We start from the raw sequence: 17,018 nt of genomic DNA, 5'->3' as shown, positions 1-17,018 counted from the left end.
TGCTATTATAACACAGAATTAACCGACAATCAGACTCCTCCCTCATCCCTTTCTAGACCTCTGGCCTATGGGCCAGACATAAGCTTATCTCCTACAGGAAAAGCCCAAAATATCTGGTCCTCTACCCAAAAAAAGAACCAAATCAAAAGATTTAGCACCACAACTTTATTTAAAAATTAATTCCTGTTCTAGTAGGAAAAAAAGAGAGTGATACCGAACAGCTTTTCAAAAACTCTCCCTTGTCTTACTCCCTCGAGTATTAGTTGATTTAACAGACTTGATGACGTTAGGAATCTCAGAGCTCTTGTCCCTCTTGAAAATAGATTGAGTCTATCTTATCACAGGGATTGAGATAAAACAATAGGTATTATATTAATCAGAGGTTCCCTACACTAACTTAATTAATCACATTTTCACCAACATACATAATTTCTAAATTACCCAAGGAAACTTCCCCTTTAATGTATAAATCCTTGCTAGTCAAATTGCTTGGATTTTCCTGGTGTTGAATAACCGAGAGCAAGTTGTCCACATTAACATGTACCCGCCAATCACTGGGCACATAGAGACTCAGACTTCCCAGATAAACGTCCACATCAAACTGGGCAGACGGCCCTTCAATACGGCAGTTATCAAAATAAACCGAGGCTTCTCCCAGACTTATATCCGCACTTCCATGCGTAAAGTGTTGGTCATTGAGATATTTGGTCACCGTTGAAAAAGTCACATCAATATCATTACCACCATTGTTAGCGTCTGAGCCAGTAGAACCCAATCCAAAACGATTCTTTGTTTTACTAGAAGAATTGAAGAGGATATTCAAGCCAATAACTGCAAGAATAGAAGAAATGATAACGACAGAATTGGATACTGTAAGAAAGTGAAACTGCCCATTGAGTGAAAAGAGAGCCAAAACACCATAGATGAATCCCCAAAAAAAGTGGTGTTTCAAAAAACTAGAAAGGGACAAAATAGCCAGTAAGACTACCCAAGCTAACATCCAAAAACTAATTTCCCATTGTATAAAATAGTCTTGTATAATAACCAAAGCTGCCTAAAGGATCAAGAGGATCCCAACTAATTTCTTTCTCATTTCGTTTAGTCGTTCTTTTAAAACTGGATAGTAGCGTCTTGATAACATGAACCTGCTTATGGATCTGATAGAAATTAACCGTGCTGGTCCCTGAAAAAGAGTTCTCTAAAGAATAAATCTGCTTTATGTTGACAATGGTTGATTCGGAAATCCAACAAAAGGCAATCGGAAGCAGCTCTTCTGCTTGACCTCATAAGCCTCGTCCTTGGTATGCCCATAAATCCTCTCTCCATCTGTTTCAAAAAAGAGAAGCGTTTCCAAATCCAGAAAATATTCGCTACGATCCTTATAAAAGGCTAAAGGAGCCAACTTTTGCTTTAAAATGGACTCTTGGAGCTGTGGCTATTTCTTCTGTTAATTGAGGAGCTCGAATCAAGATTTCAGGCTCATCTATAGAAGGGTCCAATGCGATGCTAACTTTCATAATACTCCTTTTTTGTCCTTTTGATGGTTCTATTATTACAGCTACTTTAAACAAAACAAGGCCTTTTAGGTAAGTGGTACAGTTTAGCCCCTAAGAGGTAAAAACAGACAAACAAAAGAACCTGGCAATTACCAGGCTCTCATTTTTAGTAGAGAGGGTTACCCTCCTAATTGTAATCAGTTTAACAATGACTAGATCTATGAGAAAACAACTACTATTTCACAGTATCTTCACGACTCACTTTTTGTGGTTCGACAGCTTTACCATTGATACGGTAGTCGCTGTAGTTAGAACTGCTACCACTAGAGTCACTATCGTCACCAACATATTCTACATTACATGACCATGAAATTTTGTCTTTAATATCTCCTGATGACTTGAACTTCGAATCATAGCCATAATAGAAATCATAGACTGCCGTGAAAGTTACTTTAAAGAAAGGTCTTTTCACCAGTCTGAACGAATTCAGTTTCATCAACATCTGAGAAAATAATACTATCAGCGGAACGGTTCTTGGCTCCCGTAGTATTTTTATCGATATCAGCCGTTACATCCTTATACATGGTATCATCAGTACCATTAAGGAAAATGTCAGAAACACCATCTGGAGTTGTGTTATGATTTGAGGCATAACTAACAAACTTACCATAAGTTGCTGCTTCATAACGATCTGCTACTTGACCACGTGAGTAGTAATAAGAACCAAATCCATAACCAGCAAGCGCTAAGACTACCACGATAATATCAGCAATAATCGGGGTCTTCTTTCCTTTAGCCATGGCTGAATTGCCAGGTTTAGCAGCCTTACCATATGAGATAAACTGATAGATGATCGACTCATCATAACCTGAAGACCTACCTATAAGAAATTCCTCAGGACGAGGCTGACGACGACCTACTTAGTTTTTGAAGGCCTTCATCCAGATTACTTGTGCTTCTTTAGAAGTAGCTTATGAATGTTCTTCGGTATGTGTCTGGTCTTCGCGAGACACCGGCGTGAGCTCCTCAGTTTCTAATAAAGTCGTTTCCTCTTCGTCATCAAGGGCCACATCTTCAACCACTTCCTCGGCAACGTCATACTCATCAACTTTTTCTGTTAGTTCAGGAGCAGCAACTTCCTAATCCAATCCCATTGCGGAAATGCCTTTAATAGCCTTTAAATCAAAGTCTGATTTTTGGCCTTCTTCAATTTCTAAGACACGGGGCGGACGACCAACTGCCTTTTCAAATAAATCAATCCACTTTTCTTTTGTTGCCATAAAGACTCCTATACACTTGCCTTTTCAAAAATAGTTAAGCTTACTTAGAATAGAAGACCTATTATAAATGATGACATGATAGTAGATATGATCGCAAATAAGATAGACAAAATGACACCGTTCAAGAGTGCTGCCAAGATCATTTGATAGAACTTATCAGCCTTCCATGCTGTTGTTACAGGAACAATTGTAAAGAGGTTAGCAATTGCAAACAAAGTACAAACGATATTAAATAAAAAGCTTGGGAAGACAACAAGTCCAATAGCTCCCAACAAGATAGTTACAAGCAATACTGGCAAGGCTAATGATGTCAAACGACCAAAACGATCGAAGCTAATTAAGAAGGTTGTTGCAGGGTCACGAAAGATGGCCTTACGTGTTATAAATCCTGCCAAGATGAAAGCAAAGATAAAGAGGAAGGCAGCTAAAATACTTGCAAAGAAAGCCGCAAAACCAATACTAGATGCATGACTTGAAACTGATGGTGAGTAATCATTTGATCCGAAAGATCCAAAGATACTGCTGAATACACTCGCTGTCGACTCTAAAGTGTTAACCATTTTACGTCCTATTGCGCTCAAGATAGTAAAGAATGCAAGCCCTGTAAAGAATGACAAGAAGATATAATTAAGCCAAGCATTATGTTTACCATAATCTGTCATATCTGCTAGACGACGCCATGCATTAAGCAATCATGTCCAGTAATTTTTGAAAGTTGTTGCAAATGCTGATGATTGGGCTGGAACAACTACAGCTTGGCCATTGATAAATTGGACATTTTGACCTGGTTGAAGAGGTTGACCGTTAGCAAAAGCTACTTGCTGACCAGCTTGCCCATTCGCAAAGCCAGCTTGTGGTCGCACTGCTTGATTTGGTACTCCTTGGACTGGAGTTGTTTAAGCCCCTGCAAAGATTGGTTGTGCTGGTGCTTCTTGAACAGGCGCCGCTTCAACTGCTGGTGCGTCATCTTGAAACTCACCTGCTGCAAGTGTTGCTGCAATTTGTTCTTCAGTTGCTGAACGAACATTAATGGCTTCAAAAAAATCTAACCAATCTGCTTTAGTCATAATAAACTCCTTAAAAATACATAGAATGACATTATTTTTCCACAAATAGGGCTTATCAATAAATGTCATTTTTATTAGAAAAAGGTTTGGAGCAGACTGTCCAAACCTTTTTCTCTTCTTATTTATTTCTTTGGATCGATTTCTGAATCTGACGATCCAACTCTCGTTTTATATGAGGTTCTGGCGCAAAACGCTCTTCCCAGTCACTTGGTTTAAGGATCTTATGAGTAACTAGATCAAAGTGAGCCTTGCCATCTGGGAAAATTTTACCCATATTAGCCTCATGAACGGTATCAAAGAAAGGCTTAGGATCCACCCCCATAAGAACAAATGAACCATAGGTCAAATAAAGCAAGTCTGTCAAAGCATCCACCTGGCCAACCATTGTTGACTCTGAGTGCTCTTTAGAACTAACCTTGAGTGCAGCCTTATCAAGAGCAGCATGTAAATCTAGAATAGCTTGGCCAAAAACACGCTTATCCCCACCTGATGAGGCATAAAGAAACTCGACAATTTCCTCCAACTTAAAGTCCGAACGATGACTAGCCTCTTCTATGCTAAAGACACGAGGCATATCATTGGTAGAGCCATCCATCAAATAGTGGAAATCCTTAACCTTGTTAAAGTTGTCATCATCACTGGTGAAGGAATTCTCTGTTTCAAAGTGAATCAAACCATAATGGGACAAGGCTTTTGCAATCCCGTTTTGGTTATTGGTATCAGTGACATGGGTAGCATGATCTTTCAGTTCATCTTCCCCATTTCCCATGGCAACACCAATACCAACACCAGATAGCATTTCTAGGTCATTTTTCGAATCTCCGAAGGCCATAACCTCGCTGAGTTCGAAACCAAAAACCTCACCTAGATGGGCAATGCCTTTAAGTTTAGACTGTCCAGCTGAAATAATATCGGCTGAATAAGGGCTTGAACGTGTAATCTTTACGTGTGGAAATTTTTCCTCGATAGCCTGGGTTTCCTCCTCCGTCGCCACCATAACCACCTGATAAACCGGCTCGCGCATAATTGTTTTGAGGGTCTCCATGCTCTGTGGCTTAAAACGACGAATTAAGGATTTGAAACTACGTTCCACCATCTTAGCCCAAGACTTTGGCACAATACGGCTTACCATTTGTCCAAACTTACTAGTCCCCATACTAATGATATTGGAACCAACCAGTTCTGTGCTAGTCCCTAGAGAAATCTCTCTACGGTGCTTGGTAGCATAGCGGATTAAGTTGTAGATAGTTGACTTAGGGAGCTGGTTTTGATAAAGAACCTTGTCATGGGTCAAAATATACTGACCATTATAAGTCACTGCAAAATCAAGACCTAGATTGTCCATGAAAGGCTGAACAAATCCTGGACCACGACCTGTTGCCAAACCAACCAAGAGTCCATCGTCCTTCATTTGACTGATAGCTTTTTTGGTTGAACTCGACACACGCTTTCGATCATTTAAAAAGGTCCCATCAATATCAAAAAAGACTGCTTTAATCGCCATAAAGCTCCCCTCCTTCTAACTTTTTGTGTTAAAATAAATTATAGCATAAATATGATAGTGAGTAGTATAAATGATTAAAAAAATCCTAGTCCTTCATACTGGAGGAACCATTTCCATGTCCGCAGATGACGATGGCAAGGTCAGTCAAAATGCTGATAATCCCATGAACCATGTTGGACTTGATCTAGATAATCTAGCCTTAACTGTCCTAGACTTCTTTAACATCCCTAGCCCACACATTACGCCTTACCACATGCTTGATATTTATAAAAAAATCAAGGAAACAGCTGGACAATATGACGGGGTGGTTATCACCCACGGAACAGATACACTGGAAGAAACAGCCTACTTCCTAGATACCATGAACGTTCCTGAAATTCCAATCGTCATAACAGGTGCCATGCGTTCGTCAAACGAACTAGGAAGCGATGGCGTCTACAACTATCTCTCAGCCCTTCGTGTCGCAAGCAATGACAAGGCTGCCGATAAAGGTGTCCTAGTCGTTATGAACGATGAAATCCATGCGGCCAAGTACGTGACTAAGACCCATACTACAAACGTGGCAACCTTCCAAACACCAACCCATGGTCCACTAGGCATCATCATGAAGCATGATATCCTCTGGTTCAAAACTGCTGAGCCTCGTGTTCGCTTTGACTTGAAACAAATTACAGGAACTGTGCCAATCATTAAGGCTTATGCTGGAATGGGAATTGGAGATGGTATCATCAGTCTCCTAGACCCTGAAAAGATTGACGGCGTGGTTATCGAGGCCCTAGGCGCCGGAAATCTCCCCCCACTAGCTGCAAGAGAAATTAAGTCACTTATGGACAAGGGAGTTTCCGTTGTACTCGTTTCCCGTTGCTTTAACGGCATCACCGAGCCAGTCTATGCCTATGATGGTGGTGGTGTTAAACTCCAAGAAGCAGGCGTTATGTTCGTCAAAGAACTCAATGCTCCAAAAGCTCGTCTCAAGCTCCTCATTGCACTCAGTGCAGGACTAGAAGCCCAAGAATTGAAAGATTATATTGAGGGGTAAGACATGAAACTTAGCATTGAAGCAACCGATAAATTGGAAAACAAAGATTTCCACTAGGAACTAATCGTCTTACAGACACATATCACCATGGTCTGTGGTACTGTGCTAGCCAGTCTATCCCGGATTGCATGGCTGAAGAAAAAATACTAGTTTATAGATAATGTTTTACTACTTTACAAATAAGATTTATTCAATGATTCGTAAAACAGAAAAACCAGTTAAGAAAATCTCAACCGGTTACCTTACTTATGTTAATCGCCTATACTGGTCATTCTTCCGTCTAGACTTGTTATGATTTTAAGAAGAGGGATTCTACGTTATGAAAAAAGAAAAAAGGATTTTTGGAAATCAAGAGATGAAAGTTGTAGAATATGGGTAATTTAGCCTCTTCCTGGGCATCACTATTAGTTTTGATAAACCTTAAAGTCTTGAGGATGCTTTTGAAAATTGGGGTTATAAATTACTTTAATATTTACTGTCATTGTTTTTCCTCCTTTTTAGGAATGATGTGACCCAGCCAAAACGTTTTATTATCAAAACCTATCTCGTTTTGATGGTTTTATTATAGGGTCTCTAACTTAAAGAAAGCTTGTAATAAACTTGAAGGAAACAAAAACTCTCAGTAAGTTCACTGAGAGTTTTTGTTATCATGGATAAAATAAGGTAAAGCCTGCAAAATAAAATATAAGACCTATCATCGTAAGAAAGAAGGCATGGCAGATAGCAAAAAATCGAGTTTTAACCGCTTCTTTTTCATTGGTTTCCTACTCAGTCAAACTCAGCTTGGTTTCTCAAATGAGCTTCTAGCACCTGCCAATCAGGATTCTCACGCCAGTTAGGGTCCGAAACAATTTGACTGGCCACGCGCCTTGCTTCTTCTAGGATATTATAGTCTTCCACAATATCAGCCACCTGAAATTCAGGAATGCCTGACTGCCGCGTCCCGAAAATCTCTCCTGAGCCACGCATTTTAAGATCCTCTTCTGCTAAAACAAAACCATCCGTAGTCTCACACATGGCCTTCATGCGTTTTTTACCGGTATCATTTTTAGGATTAGCCACCAAGACACAGTAAGACTGTTTGTCTCCACGCCCTACACGGCCTCGAAGCTGGTGAAGCTGGCTAAGTCCAAAACGATCCGCATCCATAATGACCATAACCGTAGCATTAGGTACGTTAACTCCAACTTCAATAACTGTGGTTGATACTAAAATCTGAGATTTTTTGTCCTTAAAATCCTGTATAATTTGGTCTTTTTCATCATTTTTCATCCGACCATGCATCAGAGCCACCATAGCTGAATCTCCAAAAAACTCTGTGAGTTCCTGATGAAGGGCAACAGCATTTTTCAAATCAAGAGCCTCAGACTCCTCAATCAAAGGAGAAATAAAATAGACCTGAGCATCTTTTTCCAACTCACTCTTAATCCAAGCCAATACGGTGTCTAGTTGCTCATGTTTAACCCAACGGGTAATAATAGCCTTACGTCCAGCCGGCATCTGATCAATGATTGACACATCCATCTCCCCAAAGGCAGTGATTGCCAAGGTCCTAGGAATGGGTGTTGCTGTCATCATGAGGACATCAGGATTGTCTCCCTTCTCTCGGAAAATACGACGTTGATTAACTCCAAAACGGTGCTGTTCATCAGTAATCACCAACCCAAGTTTATGATAAATCACCGCATCCTGAATTAGTGAGTGAGTCCCCACAATCATTTGAGCCTCCCCAGATTCAATTTTAGAAAGAGCTACTTTCTTATCTGCCACCTTCATCCCAGAAGTTAAGAGGATTACCTTTAGCTCAGGAAAAAGTCCCTTCAAACTCTGATAATGCTGCTCTGCTAAGATTTCTGTCGGCACCATAAGGGCAGACTGCAACCCTGCCGTATAAGCCCCATACATGGCAAGACTAGCAATAACTGTCTTTCCCGAGCCCACGTCTCCCTGCAAGAGACGGTTCATGTGAGCCCCAGATTTCATATCAGCTAGGATTTCTGATAAACTGCGCTCCTGGGCTTTGGTCAGAGGGAAAGGAAGGGTAGCAATCTTGGCTTTTATTTTTACCTCATCGTAAGAAATCGCTAGTCCATTGGTCTCTGATTTATTCTCAGCCTTTAGCACCTGCAAATTCATCTGGAAATAAAAGAGCTCCTCAAACTTAATCCTACGTAGGGCCTGCTTATATTCAGCCAAATCTTTAGGAAAATGCATGACACGCACAGCCTCTTGACGTCCCATGAGACGATACTTGTCCATCAGCACTTGGGGGAGACTTTCCTCCAACAAATTAAGGGCGCCACTGTCAAAAGCTACCTTTATAGCCTTTATCAGCTGGGCCTGACTAACACCCTGAGCCACATGGTAGACTGGCTGCATATCGTCCTCAACATGAGCCAAGACTTTCATACCAGTCACTGCAGACTTCTTATGATCCCACTTGCCAAAGATAGCCACTTCTGCCCCCACCTCAAACTTGTCCACAAGATAGGGCTGATTAAAGAAATTAATGGCAATCACAGCCTCACCCTGCTTTATTTTAAAGCTAAGACGATTACGTTTAAAGCCATAATACTGCACATTGGCCGGTGTTACCACTGTTCCTGTAATGACGGCCTTTTCTCCATCCATCAGTTCAAAGATGGACTTACTCTTAAAATCTTCATATCGAAAAGGAAAATAAAGCAAGAGGTCCCCAACTGTGTGTAAATCTAATTTGGTAAATTTTTCAGCGGACTTAGGACCAAAGCCCTTCAAATCTGCAATTGGTGAATCTAGTTGAATCATATTCTATATCATTTCTATCGAGTTCTGTTCCTTGTAAAAGAGGAAGCCTTATCAGCTATTATAACACATGGAAATGATCTTCCCTAGAATCAAAAAATCCAGTATCAAACTGGATTTCCTTTTTTATATTAGTCATAGCTACGAGGTACACGATCACTAAGTAAACAAAGGACTTCGTAGTTGATTGTGCCACGCTTTTCAGCCACCTCTGTCGCAGTAATGCTCGCTCCTCCATTTTCACCCATAAGCGTAACTGGAGTTCCTAGTGGATAAACCTTAGGAAGGCGAACAGTGATCTGGTCCATAGACACACGCCCAACAATAGGACAAAGTTGTCCATCCACAATAACATGGAAACCTTGTAAATCTCTAGTCCAACCATCCGCATAGCCAATTGGAAGCGTTCCAATAACTTCTTCATCCGTAGTTGTATAGGTTGCACCGTAACCCACGTCTTGACCGGCTGGAAGGGTCTTAACATGAATAAGAGCTGTCTCTAAACTTAGGGCAGGTTGAATATTATAAGGAAGTTCCAAGACACTGCCACTAGGATTGAGGCCATAGATGACAACACCCAGACGTACCGTATTAAAGACGGTTGCTGCATGCCAAATACTTGTCGCTGAGTTGCTAGCGTGCACCAAGCGAGGTCTATCAGTCAAGTTATCCACCAAATCGGTGAAGAAAGATAATTGACGCTTAAATTTACTATCATCTGCTTCATCAGCTGTTGCAAAATGAGTAAAAATACCTTCGACATCAGCACCAAGAGCCTTCAGACCAGCAATCAAGTTATCTGCGTCCTTTAGGTTACGTACCCCAATACGACCCATACCTGAATCAACCTTAATATGACAGGTCAAACCTGTCAAATCAAGCCCTTGTTTCTGAGCCAGTGCCAACCACTCAAGTGAGGCCACCGTCAGACTAATGTTTTCTTGAATAGCCAAGGGAACACCATCTGGCAAGACTACTCCCAAAATAAGTATAGGTTGCTCTATGCCAGCTTGACGAAGTTCAAGCGCCTCATCTAGGTTAGAAACACAAAAACCATCCACCTGCTTAGACACATGTTTAGCCACTTCAACAGCGCCATGACCATAAGCATTAGCCTTTACAACTGCAAAAGTCTGCACCTGTTTAGGAATATGACTAACCACTTGTTCAATATTTTCTGAAATTGCTGACAGATCAACCTTTGCCAAGGTTGGTCGATGTAAACTCGCAATCATAAGCTATCCTCTTCCAACACCTATCTCTTGTTTTTTTCTAAAATGACACTTGCCTGAACAAAATCACCACTATGAGAAATGGAGATAAAGACATCTCCTTCAAAAGGCGACTGAGTAACCACGGGAGCTCCCTTATCATTATTTAGAATTTCAATATCCTTAAAACTGACTGCTCCGATTCCAGTACCCCAGGCCTTTGAAAAAGCTTCCTTCCCCGCCCAACGGCCTGCCAGAAACGACATCTGACGCTCTCCAGAAAGGGACTCGAAACGCTCCCATTCTTTTGGTGTCAGTACTTTCTTTGCAAAACGTGGGTTTCGGTCATAGGCCTTTTTAACTGCTGAAATTTCCTGCAAGTCTATACCATGTCCAAAAATCATAAACTATTTTGAAAGGGTAGTATGGATTTCACGAATAAGGTTAACCGTTTTTTCCCAACCGAGGCATGGATCTGTGATTGATTTTCCATAAACTTCAGGTGTATCTTGACGACCATCTTCAAGATAAGATTCAATCATAAAGCCACGCACAGTATCTGCAATACGCTTATCCCACTCACGGTTAAGAAGAACTTCACGCACAATACGGATTTGCTCCATGAAGTTTTTACCAGAGTTATCATGATTTGTATCAACAAGAATAAATGGATTTTCTAAACCAAATTCACTATATTTATCCAAAGCCTTAACTAAGTCCTCGTAGTGGTAGTTAACCTCGTTTTGACCATATTCGTTACTAGAACCACGTAAAATAGCATGTGCTAATGGATTACCGTCTGTTTTCACTTCATGGCCATTGTAGATAAACTCTTGCTCATTGTGAGCAGCATAGATAGCATTGAACATAACATTAAGATTGCCAGAAGTTGGATTTTTCAACCCCGTTGGGACATCAAGCCCCGAAGCCACAAAACGATGTTCTTGATCTTCAACTGATCGAGCACCAATAGCATGGTAACTTAACAAATCTTCAAAATAGATCAGATTTGTCGGATATAGCATCTCATCAGCAAGCGGAAGTCCGGTTTCCCTAATAATGCGAGATTGTAGACGACGCACTGCCTTAATACCTGTTATAAGATCAGTAGCTCCTTCTGCATCAGGTTGGTGAACAAGTCCTTTATAACCATCACCATTTGTGCGTGGTTTAGCCGTATAAACACGCATAACAATGAAAATCTTATCCTTGACTTCCTCTTGCAACTTAGATAGGCGATGAGCATAGTCAAGTACAGCTTTTTCATTATCTGACGAACATGGTCCAATAACTAAGAGAAGACGATCATCCTCACCTTTAATTATCTTAGCTAAGGCACTATCATTAGCCTGTTTTTTCGCCAAGTCATCTCCTGTAAGAGCGTGTGCTTTTCTTACTTCTGCTGTATCAATTAATGAACTAATTTTATGAATTCCCATTTCCCTATTCTCTACTTCCTATTTTGGATAAAGAGTCGAGCCGTTTGGAAGATCCCAAAACGGCTCAATTCTTTACATTCAGACTGTTTTCAAATTATTATTTTGAAAGTGTTGCGTGAATTTCACGAATCAATTGCTCAGTATTTTCCCAACCAAGACATGGGTCAGTAATTGATTTTCCATAAACTTCTGGTGTGTCCTGACGGCCATCTTCAAGATAAGACTCGATCATAAATCCACGAGCAAGCTTATTGATTTTTTCATTCCAATCACGGTTAATCAAGGTCTGACGTACAATACGTACTTGCTCTAAGTAACGTTTACCAGAATTATCGTGGTTCGTATCAATCACGATAAATGGATTTTGAAGTCCCATCTTTTCATAGGTGTTAATAGTATCAAGGATATCATCATAGTAGAAATTAGGAATATTCTTCCCGTATTCATTTGTTGATCCACGAAGGATAGCGTGTGCTAATGGATTTCCAGATGTCTTAACTTCTTCACCGTTAAAGAGGAAGTCTTGTTTGTTTTGTGCAGCATAGATACCATTAAACATAATGTTAAGGTTACCTGATGTTGGATTTTTCATTCCAGTTGGTACGTCAATACCCGACGCAACGAAACGGTGTTGTTGATCTTCTACAGAACGAGCACCGATGGCAATGTAGGACACAAGGTCATCTACCAAAGGAAGGTTTTCCGGGTAAAGCATTTCATCAGCAGTTGTGATACCAGTTTCTGTGATAACACGGTAGTGAAGATTACGTACAGCTTTGATACCATTAATGAGATTTGGTTTTCCTTCAGCATCAGGTTGGTGCACAAGCCCTTTATACCCATCACCGTTTGTACGAGGTTTAGCAGTATAAACACGCATAACCATAAATACTTTATCTTTCACTTCTTCTTGAAGTTTAGCCAAACGGTGTGCATAATCAAGAACTGCATCCTCATTATCAGATGAACATGGACCAATCACCAAAAGTGTACGGTTGTCCTCACCCTTAATGATTGCCTCAAGCTCTTTATCACGAGCTTGCTTCTTGGCAAGGGCTTCTCCTGTCAATGTAGTTGATTCTTTAACTGCATCAAAATCAATTTTTTCACTTACTGCTTTAAAAACCATTATAATTACCTATTTTTTTATCTAAAACTGTTTACGACCGTGACAATTTTTGAATTTCTTACCAGAGCCACATGGACAGAAGTCATTACGACCAACCTTGCTAAAGTCAATCTCTTGACCGTTAGCATCTGCTTGATGTGCTTGAATATTGCCTGTTGCTGTTGTTGAAACGCGTTCATTAACATGTTCACGAGATTGTTCGTGGATTTGTGCTTTCATCATCGTACGAGTTACATCATACTCAATAGCACCAATCATATCTTGGAACATCTTGAAACTTTCAGATTGATACTCAACGATTGGGTTGTTTTGCGCATAACCACGCATACCAACGGCGTTACGTAATTGATCAAGGGCATCAATGTGGTCTGTCCACTTATTATCAACAACCATCAAAATCAAGACTTTTTGGAATTCGCGAATAGCCTCCTCTGAACGCAATTTCTTAATTTGACGATCATAAACGTCATCTGCTAACTCAGTCAGATAAACCTTGATAGCATCATAATTAACACTACGTTTAGTTACCTCTCCCACTTCTTTTAAATCTTCAAGCGAGATGGCATTCTCAGGAACCAAGGCCTGACGTGCAAAGTTCAAGATACCTTTAAGAGCTTCTTCTTGATCGTTACGACTGTGTCCATCAACCGTACGGTTAATAGTACGCTTGATCATAGCCTTGATTTCAGGTTCAAGGTCACGTTCTGCTGTAATAACATCATAACGCTCAGCGTAGATGATTTCACGCTGTTCACGCATAATGTCATCGTACTGAAGGACTTGTTTACGAGTATCATAGTTATTCCCTTCGACACGTTTTTGAGCTGATTCCACTTGACGGGTCAACATACGTGATTTAATAACAATATCTTCGTCATCAGCGTTCAAACGTTCCAAGAGATGCTTGATACGGTCAGAACCGAAACGACGCATCAATTCGTCTTCAAGAGATAGGTAGAATTGAGACTCCCCTGGATCCCCTTGACGTCCCGCACGACCACGCAACTGGTTGTCGATACGACGACTTTCATGACGCTCTGTACCAATGACACAAAGTCCACCAAGCTCCAGAACACCTTCACCAAGTTTGATGTCAGTACCACGACCGGCCATATTGGTCGCAATCGTAACAGCACCACGTTGACCTGCATTCATGATAATATGCGCTTCTTTTTCGTGGTTCTTGGCATTAAGCACTTCGTGAGGAATACCTGCGTCAACCAACATCTTAGAAATCAAGTCAGATGTTTCAACGGAAACCGTACCAACAAGAACTGGTTGCCCCTTCTCATAACGACGCTTAACATCTTGTACCACAGCACGGAATTTAGCATCCAAAGTTGAGTACAGAAGGTCATCATGGTCAATACGTTGAATTGGACGGTTTGTTGGAATTGGGATGATTCGCATGTTATAGATTTCACGGAATTCATCTTCTTCAGTCTTACCAGTACCAGTCATACCTGACAATTTCTTGTACATACGGAACATATTTTGGTAAGTGATTGAGGCAGAAGTCTTGGTTTCCTCTTGGACTGGTACACCTTCTTTAGCCTCGATGGCTTGGTGAAGCCCATCTGAAAAACGACGACCTTCCATGGTACGACCAGTAAATTGGTCAATGATAAGGATTTCTTGCTCAGAACTTACAACATAGTCAATATCACGCAACATAATGTAGTTGGCACGAAGGGCATTGTCAATATAGTGAGTCAAAGCAACATTGTCAATATCGTACAAATTTTCCAAGTTGAAGAACTCTTCAGCCTTGTCAATACCTGAGTCATTCAAACCAATTGTTTTTGTTGGAATATCAATCGCATAATCATCTTCAGTCAATGTCTTAACAAAAGCATCCGCACGGTGATACAACTGATTAGTTTCTGAACTTACAGGCCCTGATACGATCAATGGTGTACGAGCTTCATCAATAAGAACCGAGTCAACCTCATCGACCAAGGCAAAGTTCAATGGGCGTTGTACCATGTTTTCCTTACGAACAACCATGTTATCACGAAGATAGTCGAAACCTACCTCTGAGCTGGTTGAGTAAGTGATGTCACAATTATAAGCTTCACGTTTTTCAGCTGGTGATTTAGATGAAAGGTTGATCCCTACTGACAAACCGAGCCAACTATAAAGCTCACCCATTTCAGTCGCATCACGCTCTGAAAGGTATTCGTTAACGGTAATAACGTGTACACCTTCACCTGAAATAGCATTCAAGTAAACAGGCATTGTCGCAGTAAGGGTTTTCCCTTCCCCTGTACGCATCTCCGCTACGTCACCATGGTGAAGCACAATACCACCCATAATTTGCACACGATATGGGAAAAGTCCAAGGACACGTTTCGCTCCCTCACGAACAACCGCAAATGCCTCCGGCAAGAGCTGATCTAGACTTTCTCCGTTTTGATATCGTTGTTTAAATTCTTCTGTTTTTGCCTGAAGTTCTTCATCTGAAAGAGCCGCCATTGCATCAGCATAGCTCTCAACTTTCTTGGCAGTTTTTTCTAGTTTTTTAATTTCGCCTTTATCATTTTCAATGATTTTGCGTAATATATTTGCCATCTTTTTTCCTTTCGACAGTCCTTATCTCCGTATTTTATCATAAATGCCCCTTTTAAACAAGAAATCACTCAAGTATTGACAAAGGAAAAAGCCCCAGTTTAAAGGCTTTCACAATAGATTAGCAAATAAACTAAAACTTCTTTATTAGATTCACTGAAAATATCGACAATAACATTTCAAGGCTATCCCTCAATGATTTCTTGATTCTCTAAGAAATCCTCAAAGCCATGTAAGAGATTTTCAAAGGCCTGTTCAAAGAAAGCTCTATCACTACTACAATAAGCCTTCATAATCATAGGGCCGGCCTCAAAATGCACGTAAAATTCGTATTCCAGGACACCGTTTTCCCAGTAAAATTTGATACTAGAAGAGGCTGTCTTTTCACCACACATACCAGAAATCGCCCGTTGAAAACCATAAATGTGGTCTCTATAGTCTTTTAAACGTTAATAAGATCCTTCAAAATAACAGGATCGCCCAATTTCAACACACCCAAAAAGAGCTGATAATACTTGTTCATTACTCATACTCAAGCCTCGTTAGGGTGACTGACAATCATCTCTAATTGTCCATCAATTTCCCAATTTGTAACATTATTTGGAAGAAGGAAGTGATCACCTTTTTTTAGACAATAAATGCGTGAATCGACAGTCAAAGTCCCATTACCAGAAAGCACTGAACAGAGCAAATAAGGGGCTGATCGCTTGAAATCAACTAATCCACTGAATTTCCATTTGTATACTGTGAAAAAGGCGTTTGATGTCAAACAAGTCATCTCTAACTGCATGGTCTTAACAGTTGATGGGACACTATTTTGGGGCTCCCCAAGATTCAGAACATCAAGAGACTGTTGGATGTGAAGCTCACGTTGTTTGCCTTGATCATCTCTACGATCAAAATCATATACACGATAAGTGGTATCGCTAGATTGTTGTGTTTCTAGGATAAGTATACCTGGACCAATAGCATGCATGGTGCCGCTAGGTACAAAGAAAAAGTCACCTTTTTTTACAGGCGTTTTCGACAAAAGCCCATCCCAATCACCCGCCTCAATCAAAGTTGCCAGCTCTTCCTTGGTTTGAGCCTTGTGCCCATAGATAATTTCAGCGCCCTCTTCGGCGTCAATAATATACCAACACTCCGTCTTTCCTAGTTCACCTTCATGCTCCATACCATAGGCATCGTCTGGGTGTACCTGCACTGACAGCCAATCATTAGTATCCAAAATCTTTGTCAACAAAGGAAATACACTCGCCTTTGGATGTCCAAAAAGTTCTGGTTTGTCTTTGTAAAGTTCTGCTAGATGAAAACCAGAATACTTCCCGTTCTTGACGTAAGATACACCATTAGGATGAGCAGAGATTGCCCAGTATTCCCCAGTGCTTTCACTAGGAATATCATAACCAAACTCTGTCTTAAGTCGATTACCTCCCCATATTTTTTCATGCATTGGCGAATCTAAAAATAAAGGTTCCATTACATCCTCCTGTATAGAGCA

The 17,018-nt window shown here is 40.6% G+C and carries 14 protein-coding genes and 2 pseudogenes; 1 reads left to right on the top strand and 15 read right to left on the bottom strand.

Annotated features, from left to right (window positions below; translation table 11 throughout):
- Positions 1-397: 397 nt before the first annotated feature.
- From NSQ85_RS03425 to NSQ85_RS03395, 7 genes and pseudogenes are all read right to left on the bottom strand, one after another.
- The gene (locus NSQ85_RS03425) at positions 398-1,048 is read right to left on the bottom strand and encodes a hypothetical protein (RefSeq protein WP_232086947.1); all 651 of its coding nucleotides are present in this window, start codon (positions 1,046-1,048) and stop codon (positions 398-400) included.
- A gap of 6 nt (positions 1,049-1,054) precedes the next feature.
- Positions 1,055-1,517, bottom strand: a pseudogene (locus NSQ85_RS03420) (LytTR family DNA-binding domain-containing protein).
- A 214-nt stretch (positions 1,518-1,731) separates the two neighbouring features.
- The gene (locus NSQ85_RS03415) at positions 1,732-1,968 is read right to left on the bottom strand and encodes a hypothetical protein (protein ID WP_226003588.1); all 237 of its coding nucleotides are present in this window, start codon (positions 1,966-1,968) and stop codon (positions 1,732-1,734) included.
- Positions 1,949-2,296 (bottom strand): hypothetical protein, encoded by a 348-nt coding sequence (locus NSQ85_RS03410; protein ID WP_232087324.1) that lies wholly within the window; start codon positions 2,294-2,296, stop codon positions 1,949-1,951. Before NSQ85_RS03410 ends, NSQ85_RS03415 begins: the two co-directional genes overlap by 20 nt.
- Before the next feature lie 339 nt (positions 2,297-2,635).
- The gene (locus tag NSQ85_RS03405) at positions 2,636-2,776 is read right to left on the bottom strand and encodes a hypothetical protein (protein WP_179972262.1); all 141 of its coding nucleotides are present in this window, start codon (positions 2,774-2,776) and stop codon (positions 2,636-2,638) included.
- Positions 2,777-2,820: 44 nt separating this feature from the next.
- Positions 2,821-3,843: pseudogene (locus tag NSQ85_RS03400) on the bottom strand (DUF6574 domain-containing protein).
- Positions 3,844-3,961: 118 nt separating this feature from the next.
- On the bottom strand, positions 3,962-5,347 hold the full coding sequence (locus NSQ85_RS03395) for a Cof-type HAD-IIB family hydrolase (RefSeq protein ID WP_179973985.1): 1,386 nt from the start codon (positions 5,345-5,347) through the stop codon (positions 3,962-3,964).
- Positions 5,348-5,420: 73 nt separating this feature from the next.
- Here NSQ85_RS03395 and NSQ85_RS03390 point away from each other — a divergent pair, with 73 nt between their 5' ends.
- Positions 5,421-6,386, top strand: a complete 966-nt coding sequence (locus NSQ85_RS03390) for an asparaginase (RefSeq protein WP_179974543.1) — start codon at positions 5,421-5,423, stop codon at positions 6,384-6,386.
- 768 nt (positions 6,387-7,154) lie between these two features.
- Here the strand turns inward: NSQ85_RS03390 and recG are convergent.
- The 8 genes from recG to manA form a co-directional block, all read right to left on the bottom strand.
- Positions 7,155-9,173 (bottom strand): ATP-dependent DNA helicase RecG, encoded by a 2,019-nt coding sequence (gene recG, locus NSQ85_RS03385; RefSeq protein ID WP_179973986.1) that lies wholly within the window; start codon positions 9,171-9,173, stop codon positions 7,155-7,157.
- 128 nt (positions 9,174-9,301) lie between these two features.
- The gene (gene alr / locus NSQ85_RS03380) at positions 9,302-10,405 is read right to left on the bottom strand and encodes an alanine racemase (protein WP_141326799.1); all 1,104 of its coding nucleotides are present in this window, start codon (positions 10,403-10,405) and stop codon (positions 9,302-9,304) included.
- Positions 10,406-10,425: 20 nt separating this feature from the next.
- Complete coding sequence (gene acpS / locus NSQ85_RS03375) at positions 10,426-10,785, bottom strand: holo-ACP synthase (protein ID WP_179972266.1); 360 nt, start codon at positions 10,783-10,785, stop codon at positions 10,426-10,428.
- A 3-nt stretch (positions 10,786-10,788) separates the two neighbouring features.
- Positions 10,789-11,820, bottom strand: a complete 1,032-nt coding sequence (locus NSQ85_RS03370; protein WP_179973987.1) for a 3-deoxy-7-phosphoheptulonate synthase — start codon at positions 11,818-11,820, stop codon at positions 10,789-10,791.
- Positions 11,821-11,917: 97 nt separating this feature from the next.
- Positions 11,918-12,949 (bottom strand): 3-deoxy-7-phosphoheptulonate synthase, encoded by a 1,032-nt coding sequence (locus tag NSQ85_RS03365; RefSeq protein WP_179972268.1) that lies wholly within the window; start codon positions 12,947-12,949, stop codon positions 11,918-11,920.
- Between the two features lie 21 nt (positions 12,950-12,970).
- Positions 12,971-15,520 carry a preprotein translocase subunit SecA gene (secA, locus tag NSQ85_RS03360; protein ID WP_179973988.1) on the bottom strand — a complete coding sequence of 850 codons (2,550 nt, stop codon included), beginning with the start codon at positions 15,518-15,520 and terminating at the stop codon, positions 12,971-12,973.
- Between the two features lie 182 nt (positions 15,521-15,702).
- A complete protein-coding gene (locus NSQ85_RS03355) occupies positions 15,703-15,912 on the bottom strand; it encodes a hypothetical protein (protein WP_179973989.1) in 210 nt (69 codons plus the stop codon).
- Between the two features lie 137 nt (positions 15,913-16,049).
- Entirely contained in the window at positions 16,050-16,997 is a 948-nt protein-coding gene (manA, locus tag NSQ85_RS03350) for a mannose-6-phosphate isomerase, class I (RefSeq protein ID WP_179973990.1), read from the bottom strand.
- Between the last annotated feature and the right edge of the window lie 21 nt (positions 16,998-17,018).

It is taken from the genome of Streptococcus sp. FSL L8-0526, assembly GCF_038007145.1.
GTDB lineage: Bacteria > Bacillota > Bacilli > Lactobacillales > Streptococcaceae > Streptococcus > Streptococcus thermophilus.
The sequence above is the reverse complement of the archived record's forward strand: the minus strand, read 5'-3'. Positions and strand labels throughout refer to the sequence as shown.

Bases quoted from the DNA above. Each gene is read 5' to 3' on its own strand.
- NSQ85_RS03370 (WP_179973987.1), bottom strand. From the start codon at position 11,820: ATGGGAATTCATAAAATTAGTTCATTAATTGATACAGCAGAAGTAAGA.
- NSQ85_RS03410 (WP_232087324.1), bottom strand. From the start codon at position 2,296: ATGGCTAAAGGAAAGAAGACCCCGATTATTGCTGATATTATCGTGGTA.
- acpS (WP_179972266.1), bottom strand. From the start codon at position 10,785: ATGATTTTTGGACATGGTATAGACTTGCAGGAAATTTCAGCAGTTAAA.
- recG (WP_179973986.1), bottom strand. From the start codon at position 9,173: ATGATTCAACTAGATTCACCAATTGCAGATTTGAAGGGCTTTGGTCCT.
- NSQ85_RS03395 (WP_179973985.1), bottom strand. From the start codon at position 5,347: ATGGCGATTAAAGCAGTCTTTTTTGATATTGATGGGACCTTTTTAAAT.
- alr (WP_141326799.1), bottom strand. From the start codon at position 10,405: ATGATTGCGAGTTTACATCGACCAACCTTGGCAAAGGTTGATCTGTCA.
- NSQ85_RS03365 (WP_179972268.1), bottom strand. From the start codon at position 12,949: ATGGTTTTTAAAGCAGTAAGTGAAAAAATTGATTTTGATGCAGTTAAA.
- secA (WP_179973988.1), bottom strand. From the start codon at position 15,520: ATGGCAAATATATTACGCAAAATCATTGAAAATGATAAAGGCGAAATT.
- NSQ85_RS03355 (WP_179973989.1), bottom strand. From the start codon at position 15,912: ATGTGTGGTGAAAAGACAGCCTCTTCTAGTATCAAATTTTACTGGGAA.
- NSQ85_RS03405 (WP_179972262.1), bottom strand. From the start codon at position 2,776: ATGGCAACAAAAGAAAAGTGGATTGATTTATTTGAAAAGGCAGTTGGT.
- manA (WP_179973990.1), bottom strand. From the start codon at position 16,997: ATGGAACCTTTATTTTTAGATTCGCCAATGCATGAAAAAATATGGGGA.